The 12812-nt window shown below is 39.2% G+C and carries 10 protein-coding genes and 2 tRNA genes; 7 read left to right on the top strand and 5 right to left on the bottom strand.

The features are described from left to right. The first annotated feature begins 158 nt into the window (after positions 1-158). Both IMO47_RS05545 and IMO47_RS05540 read left to right on the top strand, forming a co-directional pair. On the top strand, positions 159-1991 hold the full coding sequence (locus IMO47_RS05545) for a phosphoenolpyruvate carboxykinase (GTP) (protein WP_196077380.1): 1833 nt from the start codon (positions 159-161) through the stop codon (positions 1989-1991). A gap of 193 nt (positions 1992-2184) precedes the next feature. Beyond that, positions 2185-3063, top strand: coding sequence for an ATP-grasp fold amidoligase family protein (locus IMO47_RS05540; RefSeq protein ID WP_196076117.1), 879 nt, complete (start codon positions 2185-2187; stop codon positions 3061-3063). Positions 3064-3226: 163 nt separating this feature from the next. On the opposite strand, the gene glpD is transcribed toward IMO47_RS05540, so the two are convergent. Both glpD and IMO47_RS05530 read right to left on the bottom strand, forming a co-directional pair. After that, positions 3227-4756 carry a glycerol-3-phosphate dehydrogenase gene (glpD, locus tag IMO47_RS05535; RefSeq protein WP_196076114.1) on the bottom strand — a complete coding sequence of 510 codons (1530 nt, stop codon included), beginning with the start codon at positions 4754-4756 and terminating at the stop codon, positions 3227-3229. A 139-nt stretch (positions 4757-4895) separates the two neighbouring features. Next, the gene (locus IMO47_RS05530; RefSeq protein WP_196076113.1) at positions 4896-5651 is read right to left on the bottom strand and encodes a DeoR family transcriptional regulator; all 756 of its coding nucleotides are present in this window, start codon (positions 5649-5651) and stop codon (positions 4896-4898) included. A 456-nt stretch (positions 5652-6107) separates the two neighbouring features. Between IMO47_RS05530 and IMO47_RS05525 the strand changes: the two genes are divergently transcribed. After that, the gene (locus IMO47_RS05525) at positions 6108-7427 is read left to right on the top strand and encodes an MFS transporter (RefSeq protein ID WP_196076112.1); all 1320 of its coding nucleotides are present in this window, start codon (positions 6108-6110) and stop codon (positions 7425-7427) included. Positions 7428-7574: 147 nt separating this feature from the next. Next, on the top strand, positions 7575-8000 hold the full coding sequence (locus tag IMO47_RS05520) for a hypothetical protein (RefSeq protein WP_196076111.1): 426 nt from the start codon (positions 7575-7577) through the stop codon (positions 7998-8000). Positions 8001-8036: 36 nt separating this feature from the next. On the opposite strand, the gene IMO47_RS05515 is transcribed toward IMO47_RS05520, so the two are convergent. Next, on the bottom strand, positions 8037-8705 hold the full coding sequence (locus IMO47_RS05515) for a 50S ribosomal protein L11 methyltransferase (RefSeq protein WP_196076110.1): 669 nt from the start codon (positions 8703-8705) through the stop codon (positions 8037-8039). A 255-nt stretch (positions 8706-8960) separates the two neighbouring features. After that, entirely contained in the window at positions 8961-9809 is an 849-nt protein-coding gene (folD, locus tag IMO47_RS05510) for a bifunctional methylenetetrahydrofolate dehydrogenase/methenyltetrahydrofolate cyclohydrolase FolD (RefSeq protein WP_196076109.1), read from the bottom strand. Positions 9810-9961: 152 nt separating this feature from the next. Between folD and IMO47_RS05505 the strand changes: the two genes are divergently transcribed. From IMO47_RS05505 to IMO47_RS05495, 3 genes are all read left to right on the top strand, one after another. Next, a tRNA-Cys gene (locus IMO47_RS05505) sits at positions 9962-10035 on the top strand. Positions 10036-10045: 10 nt separating this feature from the next. Then, positions 10046-10131, top strand: a tRNA-Leu gene (locus IMO47_RS05500). A 124-nt stretch (positions 10132-10255) separates the two neighbouring features. After that, positions 10256-10987 carry a hypothetical protein gene (locus IMO47_RS05495; RefSeq protein WP_196076108.1) on the top strand — a complete coding sequence of 244 codons (732 nt, stop codon included), beginning with the start codon at positions 10256-10258 and terminating at the stop codon, positions 10985-10987. A 55-nt stretch (positions 10988-11042) separates the two neighbouring features. On the opposite strand, the gene IMO47_RS05490 is transcribed toward IMO47_RS05495, so the two are convergent. Continuing rightward, complete coding sequence (locus IMO47_RS05490) at positions 11043-12809, bottom strand: alkaline phosphatase D family protein (protein WP_196076107.1); 1767 nt, start codon at positions 12807-12809, stop codon at positions 11043-11045. Positions 12810-12812 lie beyond the last annotated feature (3 nt).

Below are 12812 nucleotides of genomic sequence, written 5' to 3'. Positions count from 1 at the left end.
CTTTGGTTAAGCATCTTTTAAGCCTTTAGTCTTATTTTTTTTATGAATATATGTTTTAATACGTCCACTTTTTTTCTTACTTAAATTTGAATGTTGTATCCCTTCATTCAGATTATTATTTGTACACAAAATTGTACATATTTTAGATAGGCCTCACCATGACCCAAGTGAACGCACCAGAATTCGTTCGTCATCCTAAGCTCATTGCCTGGGTTGAAGAAATTGCTAAATTGACTAAACCTGCAAAAATTGAATGGTGTGACGGAAGCGAAGAAGAGAATCAACGTTATATCGACTTGATGATCGCTAACGGCACTATGCAAGCATTGAACCAAGAAAAACATCCTGGTTCTTATTTAGCGAATTCTGATCCGTCTGACGTAGCTCGTGTTGAAGGTCGTACATTCATCTGTTCTGAAAAACAAGAAGATGCTGGTGCGACTAACAATTGGGAAGCTCCTGCTGAAATGCGTGCTCGTCTTAACGGTTTGTTTGATGGCGCAATGAAAGGCCGCACAATGTATGTGGTTCCATTTTCAATGGGTCCATTAGGTTCTCACATTGCACACATCGGTATTGAAATTACTGATTCACCTTATGTTGCTGTAAGTATGCGTAAAATGGCTCGTATGGGTAAAGCTGTTTATGACGTACTTGGCACAGATGGTGATTTTATTCCTTGCGTACATACAGTTGGTGCGCCACTTGCTGAAGGTCAAAAAGATGTTGCTTGGCCTTGCAACCCTGAAAAATACATCGTGCATTATCCAGAAACGCGTGAAATCTGGTCTTATGGTTCAGGTTACGGCGGTAATGCATTGTTAGGTAAAAAATGTCTTGCTTTACGTATTGCCTCTTCAATGGGTCGCCAACAAGGTTGGTTAGCTGAACATATGCTGATCCTTGGTGTGACAAATCCACGAGGTGAAAAACATTACATCGCAGCTGCATTCCCTTCTGCATGTGGTAAAACCAACTTTGCAATGCTGATCCCGCCTGCAGGTTATGAAGGTTGGAAAATTGAGACTGTGGGTGACGATATTGCTTGGATCAAACCTGGTGAAGATGGTCGTTTGTACGCAATTAACCCTGAAGCTGGTTTCTTTGGTGTAGCACCAGGTACAAATACCAAAACCAATCCAAACTGTATGGCAACACTTCACAAAGATGTGATTTATACCAACGTTGCAGTTACCGACAATGGCGAAGTTTGGTGGGAAGGCTTAACAAAAGAAGCACCTGCAAACCTAACCAACTGGAAAGGTCAACCACATGTTGCTGGTGAAAAAGCAGCTCATCCAAACGCACGTTTCACTGTAGCAGCAGGTCAATGCCCTTCTATTGATGCAGATTGGGAAAATCCAGCTGGTGTGCCAATCTCTGCATTCATTTTCGGTGGACGTCGTGCGGATACAGTACCTTTAATTTCAGAAGCATTCGACTGGGTAGATGGTGTTTATAAAGCAGCAACTATGGGTTCTGAAACAACTGCTGCTGCAGTAGGTCAACAAGGTGTTGTTCGTCGTGATCCATTTGCTATGTTGCCATTTGCTGGTTACAACATGGCTGATTACTTTGCGCACTGGTTAGAACTTGGTGAAGAAGTTGGTGCCAAAGCAAAAGCTGCCGGCAACAAATTACCAGGTATTTACAACGTAAACTGGTTCCGTCGTGATGCTGAAGGCAACTTTGTATGGCCTGGTTTTGGTCAAAACATGCGCGTGCTTGAGTGGATCATTGACCGTTGTGAAGGTCGTGCTGATGCAGTTGAAACACCAATCGGCTTAGTACCAACATTTGAGCAGTTGAACTGGACGGGTTCTGACTTTACTAAAGAGCAATTTGATCTTGTAACCTCTCAAGATAAAGATCAATGGATCAAAGAAATTGAAAGTCATACTGAATTGTTTAACAAGTTGGGTGACCGTTTACCTGCAGCATTAAAAAATCGTCAAAACGAGCTTTTAGAGGCTGTAAAAAAATCAGCTTAATTTAAAAGTCTAGCTGCTGAAAAGACCGCTCCAGAGCGGTCTTTTTATATTTGAAAATTCTGTTTTTTACCTGCATTATCTCGGTTTTATTACAATATTGTAATAAAACTACAAATGGTTATTATTTTCATATACAAAATCCATATTTTCTCTATAATTCAAAAATTCCTTTCTTTATTTTTTATTCGTTCCCATGATTGAAAATATTATTTATACAGCGAAAGTCATTCGAACTAAATTTGTCTCTGACAAGAAATACCTTACAAAAAGATTTATCAATAAATTAGGTTACACACCCGACTTTAACCAACCAGAAAGTTTTAATGAAAAAGTCACAGCACGCATGATCTATGAAAGAGCACCCTTACATACCAAATTGGCTGACAAGTTGGCAGTGAGAGAAATTATTTCAGACAAAATTTGTTGTTCACATTTTGTGCCACTGCTTGGTGTCTACAAATGCTTCAGCGAAATTGAGTTTAGTAAACTTCCCTCTAAATTTGTTTTAAAATGCAATCATGATAGCGGTAGCGCAATCGTATGCCACGATAAAAGTCAATTTGATGTAAAAAAAGCAGAATTGAAATTAAAGCATCATTTAAAACAAAATATGTATTTTAAAAAAAGAGAGTGGCATTATAAAAATATTACACCTATGATTTTGGCGGAAGCATTTGTAGAATTATGGACAGATCCGAATAGCCAGTTAACGATCACAACCAGCCGGGTACATTGTTTCGAAGGTCAGCCCAGATATATAGAAGTTGACGTTCAAGATGGTCAAGGTATTGATTATTCAAATATTTATGATACTGCCTGGGTACTTCAGCCTTTTACTGTTGACTTAAAGAATAATAGTCCCGTAGCTTTGGATCAACCCAAAAGTTTAAGCAAAATGCTTCAGCTTTCTCAAGACCTTTGTTTTAAACATGGTTATAGTCGTATCGACTTTTTATTGGCGGGAGATGATGTGTTTTTCAGTGAAATCACTTTAACACCCAATGCAGGCCGCATGGTTATTACACCAAGTGAATGGGATTTTAAACTGGGTTCTCTATGGCGAAGCTATTAATTTGACATTTTCAATGGGATTACAGACACTCGACGATTCAAAATATTCATTAAAAGCCCAATCAACAAATCCAATGAACTGCAATCTTTGATTTGTTGATTGTGAAAGCTATTTAAACAACTTAGAGTTCAAGATTGCATCATCCATTATCCGACATCTTTTATTATGCGACCTCTTTTTGCAATCGACGTTCATGCAACTCAAGCAAGTAAGCATCTAAAAGATCAACTTGATCCTGTTTAAACTCAAGGTACAGCTTGCTGCGGCGACACAATATATCCTGACTGGTGATTGCCCATTCCTGATCAACCAAATAGTCCACCTCTTGCGCATAAAGTCCGTGCCCGAAACTTTGACCAAGCTCATGTACTGAGCTGGAATAATTTAAAAATTTCCATACATACGTCCCATAAGCGTGTGCCCAACGACTTGCTGTGTGTAAGTCAATACCTTTGATTTTTGTCTGGATCTCCGATATTAAATCCTCTACAGAAACCAAATTTTCAGCCCCCGGTAATAAAGCATCTGCCGTCCAAGGTTGCCCCATTGTGGTGAAAAACTTTTTCAACTGCTCCAGTGCTGATTCAGCAAGCTTTCGGTAAGTCGTCAACTTCCCCCCAAAAACAGACAATAAAGGCGCTTCGGCTGAATGTTGTTGAGACACTGCTAAAGTATAATCACGTGTAATCGCTGCAGGATTATCAGATTCATCATCGCATAAGGGGCGTACACCTGAAAAAGTGCTAACAATGTCATTTCGAACGAGTTGTATCTTAAAATGATCATTGGATACTTTTAAAAGATACTCAATTTCTTGTTGGGTTATTTCAACTTGATTAGGATCACCGTGATATTCTCGATCTGTCGTCCCAATCATGGTGTATTGGTTTAAATAAGGGATGGCAAACACGATTCTCTGATCATCATTTTGCATGATATAGGCTTTATCACCTTCATAAATTTTTGGCACAATAATGTGACTGCCTTGAACCAAACGAATCCCATAAGGTGATTTTAATTTCAAATCCTGTTGAATAAATTGCGCAACCCATGGTCCAGCTGCATTGACCAATACTCTGGCTTGAACTTGATATATCCCCTGCTCATTTTCAAGCTGCACTGCCCATACAGCATTTTCACGTTGCGCAGCAATACAACGTGTTTGAGTAACAATCTTTGCGCCCTTTTCTCTTGCCTGTATTGCATTAAGAATCACTAAACGAGAATCATCGACAGCACAATCGGAATATTCAAAACCGCGAGTAATATCTTTATTTAATGGGCTGGTCTCTGGGTTGAATTGAACCAAATTTGATCCTGCCAATTTTTCCCGTTTCCCCAAATGATCATAAAAAAATAAACCCGTACGAATCAACCAAGCAGGTCTAAGATGCGGTTGATGGGGCATGATAAAGCGCATCGGACGAATAATATGGGGGGCTTTCGCAAGTAAAACTTCACGCTCTGCCAAAGCCTCGCGAACCAAACGAAATTCTTTATGTTCTAAATAACGTAAACCACCATGAATCAATTTACTACTGGCAGATGAGGTATGGCTTGCTAAATCATCTTTTTCACAAAGCAATACTGATAAACCACGCCCCACTGTATCATTGGCAATCCCGATACCATTAATTCCACCTCCAATCACCACGATGTCATAACAAGTTTGCGGTTCATTCATTTGCATCATAACACCACCTTTTGATTGAAGAGTATCAATATATTTTCGTTTATTTTCATTTAAGAAAAATAATAGATAGTTTTTTGATCAATGTCTATCAAAAAATGTGCAATTTTAAATGAATTGTGTTTTATGAGTCGATTGAGTTCTATGCCACAATCAAGTTCACTTCTGCCGCATGGATTTGTTGGAGATAAGGTTCATCCGGTTGCAAGTTGGTAAAAAGACGGTCAATTTCTCGAAGATGTCCCATGCGCATCATTGCATGACGACCAAATTTACTGTCATCTGCGGCTAAAAAAATCTGTCGCGCCCCTGCAATAATTTCCTGAGAGACTGAAACTTCCTGAAAATCAAAATCTAACAATGTACCTTCTGCATCGATTCCACTGATCCCGATCACAGCATAATCGACTTTGAATTGTTTAAAAAATTCAGATGTCGCTTGCCCAATGACCCCGCCATCAGAACGAACTTTGCCACTGGCAATCAGCACTTCAAAATCTTCTTTTACACTTAGAATTTTGGCAACATTTAAGTTATTGGTGATAACTTTAAGCCCGCAATGTTGCAATAAAGAGACAGCTATTGCTTCTGTGGTTGTACCGATATTAATAAATAAAGATGCGTGATCAGGAACAGCTTTTGCGACAGCTACTGCAATCCGTTGTTTTGCCTCAGCGTTATGACTCATACGTGTACTGTACTCAGTATTGTTCACACTCGAGTCGATCGCTGCACCACCGTGGTAACGTCGCAATAATCCTGCATCAGCCATTTGGTTAATATCTCGGCGTACAGTTTGTGGTGTTACTGAAAATATCTGCGCAATTTCTTCAATACTGATATATCCCCGTTGTTTAACCAGTTCCAAAATTTGCTGTTGTCGAATCATGAAGTTCATACATATAAACCTTATTGTTTTATTTTCGAAAATGAACATTTAAATACATAAATAACATAAATTCTTGCTGCTCTCCTAGCTTTGGTTAGTCATTTTGAATATTTATCGTATTTTTAATTTGTGTACTTTTCACACATTTGATTCATCGGAACACAACACTTTGTCTGTATTCAAAATGTACTCTCAGCAAACAATATAAAATTAAATAATTGTTTTAAAAAAATTATTCCTTATTTTAGTCATTCTTAAATAATTACTGAGCCTGAATATAAAAAAAGCATACGACCAAAGTCTAATAAGGGCATTCTTCATTCTTGCGTATAACGAGCTGTGTAATGATTTGTATCTCTCCGCAGTACTGATTGAAATTCTCTCTTCTTGATTTTTCTGTTTATATTTTCACCCCAAATGAAAATTAAACAGGCCATGTTTTGCATATTCTTTTGGAGAATTGCCTTGTCCAATTCATCACCTCAGGTTGCTCCCTCGCCACTTGATAGAAAAACTCGTTTCAAATCCATACTTGGTGGCTCAGCCGGTAACTTAGTTGAATGGTATGACTGGTATGTCTACGCCGCATTTACCCTCTACTTTGCACCAGTGTTCTTTCCGGAAGGTAATGAAACAGTCAAGCTTCTCCAAGCTGCTGCTGTTTTTGCTTTAGGTTTTTTAATGCGCCCGATTGGCGCTTGGATTATGGGAATTTATGCCGATCGTAAAGGGCGTAAAGCCGGTTTAACACTTTCTGTATCTTTGATGTGTGTCGGATCTTTAATTATCGCTTGTGCGCCATCATATGATTCTGTCGGTATGCTTGCTCCAGCACTCTTACTTTTCGCTCGCTTATTACAAGGTTTGAGTGTGGGTGGTGAATATGGTTCAAGTGCAACCTATTTAACTGAAATGGCAGGAAAGAACCATCGTGGCTTCTTTTCAAGCTTCCAATATGTGACCCTGATTTCAGGACAGTTGTTGGCACTTTGCGTATTGATCATTTTACAGCATACACTTGCAGAAGAAGCATTACATGCATGGGGATGGCGTATTCCATTCTTTATCGGTGCATTGTTGGCCATTGTTGTATTCTGGATTCGCCGCGGCTTAGTTGAAACAGAATCTGCTAAAAAAGCCCAAGAACATGCCAAAAATGGTGGTGAAAAATCAGGAGCGTTTGCTTTATTCACCAAGTACCCTAAACAGGCATTTACGGTAATTATGCTGACTGCCGGTGGAACCTTGGCCTTCAATACATTTACCACCTATTTGCAAAAATATTTGGTCAATACCTCTGGTTTTGAAAAAACCACAGCCACAGAAATTACCACTGCGGCGATTTTTGTCTTCATGTTGATTCAACCTGCTGTGGGTGCACTTTCAGATAAAATTGGTCGTAAACCGATTATGATCACTTTCGGTGTTTTGGGTGTTTTATTCACTATTCCCATTTTCAATGGATTGGGCTCGACCACCGATCCTAAAACTGCATTTTTCTTATGTATGAGCGGTATGGTGATTGTGACTGGCTATACAGCGATTAATGCCGTGGTTAAAGCGGAACTGTTTCCTCCCCACATTCGCGCTCTGGGCGTTGCTCTACCTTATGCCTTAGCCAATACCGTATTTGGTGGTACTGCTGAATTAGTTGCATTAAGTTTTAAAAACGCTGGGCATGAGAACTATTTCTTCTACTACATCACCTTTATGATTGGTTTATCACTCATTACTTACATCTTTATGAAAGATACCAAGAAACATAGTTTGATTACAGATGACTGATCTCCCCTCATATCATGTGATAGTTTGATTAAAAACAGCTTTTTTATTCCAATAAAAAAGCTGTTTTATTTGAACAATTCAATCATCGAGAAAATCACAAAGCTATGGCATACTAAAAATAATTCAAAAAAGCTGGGACTTTAAAAGATGAAAATAATCACTTGTATAGGTTTAGGGTTAATGGCTTTAGCTTTGGCAGCATGCCAAACCACGCCACGTCAATATAATGGAGTGACAGGCTACCAAATCGAAAGCAAGTCAAGCAATAGTGCAACATTGGCATATACGCTTTCTGGGCGCGCTGATCGTGATTTGGATGCCAGTAAATTACAACGTGCATGTCAAAAAGTCTTAGGTGCAAATAAAACCTATAAAATTTCTGTTCTCAGTATCAATGAAATCATCAATCCACAAACTGCACAAAATCAAGCAGGTGTTCAACTCGGACATAGTCGAACTTCTTTTGGACTTTCCAATACCCCGAATTTAAACAACAGTGAAGATTATGCAACTCGACAAGCGCTTGAAACTCGTCCGAGTACATTGCATGTTGTACGTTATACCTGCTCTTAATGTAGCTGAATTTATATGCGCTTGAAATAAGACGCTTTATAGCGTCTTATAAAAACTCACGTTTCTAAATTCTTTAGCTTCATCCAGATCTGGCCATGTGGTCGCACTGCGCTCATCTAGTTTTTGATAATGTGAATGACTAAAGTTTTTTACCCGACTGTCAGCTACCCAGACTTCAGGAGCAAACTTTAAGAATTCATCCAAGAAAAAACGATTACACTGATCATATAAAACATCTGCAGCCAATAAAACATCGACTTGCTCTGCTTGATATAGATCCTCTAAATATTCAAGCTCAACATCATTCAGTGCAGCATTTTCACGGCAAGCATTCAGACTTACTGAGTCAATGTCACAACAAATCACACGTTTTGCTCCCGCCAACTTTGCTGCAATCGCAACAACTCCTGATCCAGCGCCAAAATCAAGCACGACTTTATCTTTTACATGATGGGGTTCAGCCAGTAACCATTGCGCCATCGCCAGACCAGATGCCCAGCAAAAGATCCAATAAGGTGTGTCATTCCAAATACGACGAATCACTTCATCGTCCAAACGGTCTGTTGGGAAAATAGGTGGAATCAGCCACAATGAAATGGGTGTATCAGGCAACTGTTGAGCAAGTAGTTCACATTGGGGAATAATCTCATGCAAAGCATCAAGTAAATGTTGTGGAGCTTTGGGAAATTGTAAGGTGCAACTCATAGATATTTAACCGAGATGATTATTTTGATCATTCAGAAATACAGTTGAATCCTCACTGCCACATGTATTTCAACAATTTACTACTATTTCGAATCATTTAATCATCCATATAACGCTGACGCAATGATCAAATATTGTTATTCATGATTGCCATACATGGCTTTCATTAAAGCAGCTTTTACCGAAACAAAAGCTGCTGAGACCCAAACCCTACATCTCTGAAAAACAAAGCAGGGTTTTGACATTCATGTGCTATTAAGCTAAAGCTTTTTCTGCGGCTTCAACTGTTTGACGAATCAATGTGGTAATGGTCATTGGACCTACGCCGCCCGGAACAGGCGTATATGCTGAAGCAATTTCCTCAATTCCCACCAATTGAATGTCACCCACACCACCACCCTCGCGAGGATGGAAACCAGCATCAACCACGACAGCACCTGGTTTGATCCAATCTTTTTGAATCAGCTCCGCTTTACCTACTGCACCCACCACTATGTCCGCCTGTTGAATCAATTCAGCAAGGTTTTGCGTACGAGAATGACAGATTGTCACTGTAGCATTGGCTTGAAGCAACATCATTGCCATCGGTTTTCCTAAAATTGCCGAACGTCCGACAACGACAGCATGCTTACCGGCAATCTCAATGTTATTTTCTTTAAGCATGGTCATAATGCCTGCGGGAGTTGCAGAACCATATGCAGTCTCACCCATTGCCATGCGTCCAAAACCAAGACAGGTAACGCCATCGACGTCTTTTTCTAAAGCAATCGCATCAAAACAAGCACGTTCGTCAATTTGTTCAGGCACAGGATGCTGTAGCAAAATGCCATGTACATCAGGATTGGCATTTAATTTTTCGATTTCAGCCAATAATTGTTCAGTCGTGGTTTCTTTGCCTAATTCAACTTTTAAAGAATCCATACCTACACGACGACATGCATTTCCCTTCATACGGACATAGGTCGCAGATGCGCCATCATCACCCACTAAAATAGTCGCTAAAATTGGGGTACGACCTGTTTTTGCTTTTAAAGCTTCAACACGAGTCAACAAGTCTGCTTCAATTTGTTTCGCTAATGCGCGACCATCCAATACCAATGCCACGGCACATCTCCAAAGTAGATATGAATCAATTTTGCAAATAATACATGATTATTTAGACAATTTTCTTTCGTATGCTGAATTTATGTGCATATGCATGAAATATAGTATTGTTTTTTTTTCAAAGATTGCTAATATGTGCATCACCAAGACATGGCGGGGTGGCAGAGTGGTCATGCAGCGGACTGCAACTCCGTGTACGCCGGTTCGATTCCGACCTCCGCCTCCAATCTTGTAAAGCCCGAGTGGTGAAATCGGTAGACACAGGGGATTTAAAATCCCCCGCCCACAAAGCGTGCCAGTTCGAGTCTGGCCTCGGGCACCATTTTAATCAACATTAAAATGGTGTAATAAAAAATCCAGCGACAAGCTGGTTTTTTTATGTCTAAAATTTTATATTAGCTTTTTATGTTATTCTCTAAATTGCAGTTTAAATAAGTGAAGCCTATATGATTCAAAACAAGCAAGTTTCCTTCTATTTAAATCAGTTACAACAACAATATCCAAAAGCATTTAAATACAATTTTTTATTTTATAGCCAACTTAAAACCAAAGGGCTTTTAGATGAAGCGAAGGAATTTATTCCTTGGATTTTATCAATTATGATTTTTTGCAGTATTTACTTCAGCTTAGGTCATTTTATTGCTGTTCATTTTACGCAATTTGATACTTTTCAAGCCAATGCCATAGCAGCCTTGGCGATTATGTTGTTTTTTATGTTGATTGTTCCCATTATTATCAATCAAATCAAACACAGCTCCACTCATCTATATTATCAACTCAGCAATACCCCATTTAAACTTGCTGCATTGATTATTCTACAAGCGCTAAATCTATATTTTATTGAAAGTACACTTTTACAAGGCTTGCTATTTTTCTTTGCGATGAGTTTTGGTTTTGTGAAATTCTACAAAGAAAATCTTTTTCGAGACAGCACCAAAGACACTGAGTTTTATCAATTACAACAAATTCGCAGAACCTGCTTTTGGGCCTACAAACAAGCCAAAAAAGCCAGATTCAAAATGAAGTTTTACCCTAAAAGTTCTGATCAGTATAAACTTCAACAGCAGCAACTCACGCAATACTTAGAATTACATTTACAGTTATTAAAGTATGAAAATGAAATGTGCAAAACATATAAATATGAAGATTTAGATGCCTATATGGACAGCATGATGTGATCTCTTTTTCAATAAAACCGAGCCCATGAATAAACTCGGTTTTATACTTAAAAAATTAAGCACTTTTTTGAATGGTCTTTACATCAATCAAATTATTATTCAACACCAGTTGATGTCCACGACTAGCATCCACAGTATATGCATTTTCTTTAATGGTACTCACAAAAATCCAATCTGCTTGAACTTGTTGAGCGTTAAAACTCACCTTTAAATAACCACGCTGATTTAAGTTGGTATAGTTCAATTCATCAATCAGTGTGGTAAATGCCATTTCAAATTGCTGCAACTGTGCTAAAGGAATGCTGAGATACTTTTCCATTCCCGGTGAAGACACAGAACTGGTTGCCAATTCAACACCAACGAAATCGCCTGTTTGGGTATGTAAGTCCGCAGACCAAGCATTATGCGTATCACCAGCCAACACAACAACCTTCTTATTCAGAGCTTTGAGCGTTCCATATAAAATTTCACGTTCAGCATAATAGCCATCCCAAGCATCAAGGTTATAGGGTGCTACCGTCGTCACCCGTGCTTTTTCAGTTGCTGTTAAAGTTGGATCACCTTTTTGCATGCGTACTTTCAATGCAACTAACTCGGTAATCTGCTGATTCATTTTCACCAATGTCTCCGTTGTGACATTACCACTGGTAATTGCAGCCAATGAAAGCAATAATTCAGCTGGAATCAACATTTTTGCCATTAACACTTGTTGTCCCAACACATTCCATGTCGCTGTAGATTGTGCCAGTTTCTTCTGTAACCAGTCTCGTTGTGTATAACCCATCAGAGTACGCGAGGTACTGGTCAAATCTGCCTGAAACTTAGCAATATCCAGTCCAGAAGCCGTCATATAATCCGCATAATCCAGTTGCTTATCACGAGCCAGAATACGTGTATCCAACATCGTCAATTGCACCAATGAACCGAAGTCAAACTGTCGATAAATATTCAAATGATCTTTTTCACTGACTGGTCGAATCGGCATCCACTCAAAATACGCTTGTAATGCCGCTAATTTACGGTCAGAAAAACTCCCTTCATTGGGTTGGTGATTTTCAGCACCCTCTTTCCACGCATCATTGGCTAATTCATGGTCATCCCAAATCACAATAAAGGGATGACGTGCATGCGCGGCTTGCAAATCAACGTCTTTATGATAAAGCGCATAACGCTTACGATAATCATCCAGCTTGATGATTTCTTTGTCATTGTCCGCAGGAAGTGTACGTCCTAGTTTAGCCGCATCTTCAGTTGCATAGCCATCTTTGCCATATTCATAAATATAATCACCAAGATGAATAATTGCATCGACATCTTGTTTTGCCATTTCTCGATAAACATAGAAATAACCTGCTGGATAATTTGAACATGAGCATACAGCAAATTGAACCGCACTGGTTGTTTCCGGTAATGTTTTGGTACGACCAACAGATGAAATCACCGAACCGAATTTAAAACGATAGTAATAAGTTTGCCCCGACTTTAACTTATCTGCATCGACTTTAACCGTAAAATCTTGGGCTTGAGTGGTCTGTACTTTGCCAGTGTTGATGATTTGTGCAAATTTATCATCTGTCGCAATCTCCCAAACAACTTCTATACGCAAGGTGGTATCTTGGGGAGTCACACGCGTCCATAAAATCACACGATCCTTGAGTGGATCACCACTCGCTACTCCATGTAAAAATTCAACTTTAGTGGTTGGCGTTGTTGAATCATTGTTGTCGCTCCCACAGGCGGTCAAAGAAACTGGTATGGATAGTGCCCCAAAACTGGCTAATGACTTTTGAATAAGTTCACGGCGTGAAATTGAGCTTGGCATTGA

It is taken from the genome of Acinetobacter sp. Res13-Abat-PEC15-P4-01 (genome assembly GCF_015676285.1).
Classification (GTDB): Bacteria; Pseudomonadota; Gammaproteobacteria; order Pseudomonadales; family Moraxellaceae; genus Acinetobacter; species Acinetobacter nematophilus.
The sequence above is the reverse complement of the archived record's forward strand: the minus strand, read 5'-3'. Positions and strand labels throughout refer to the sequence as shown.

Excerpts from the sequence above, each read along its gene's own strand:
- IMO47_RS05490 (WP_196076107.1), bottom strand. The coding sequence starts at position 12,809 with ATGCCAAGCTCAATTTCACGCCGTGAACTTATTCAAAAGTCATTAGCC.
- IMO47_RS05495 (WP_196076108.1), top strand. The coding sequence starts at position 10,256 with ATGATTCAAAACAAGCAAGTTTCCTTCTATTTAAATCAGTTACAACAA.
- IMO47_RS05530 (WP_196076113.1), bottom strand. The coding sequence starts at position 5,651 with ATGAACTTCATGATTCGACAACAGCAAATTTTGGAACTGGTTAAACAA.
- IMO47_RS05515 (WP_196076110.1), bottom strand. The coding sequence starts at position 8,705 with ATGAGTTGCACCTTACAATTTCCCAAAGCTCCACAACATTTACTTGAT.
- IMO47_RS05540 (WP_196076117.1), top strand. The coding sequence starts at position 2,185 with ATGATTGAAAATATTATTTATACAGCGAAAGTCATTCGAACTAAATTT.
- glpD (WP_196076114.1), bottom strand. The coding sequence starts at position 4,756 with ATGATGCAAATGAATGAACCGCAAACTTGTTATGACATCGTGGTGATT.
- IMO47_RS05520 (WP_196076111.1), top strand. The coding sequence starts at position 7,575 with ATGAAAATAATCACTTGTATAGGTTTAGGGTTAATGGCTTTAGCTTTG.
- IMO47_RS05545 (WP_196077380.1), top strand. The coding sequence starts at position 159 with ATGACCCAAGTGAACGCACCAGAATTCGTTCGTCATCCTAAGCTCATT.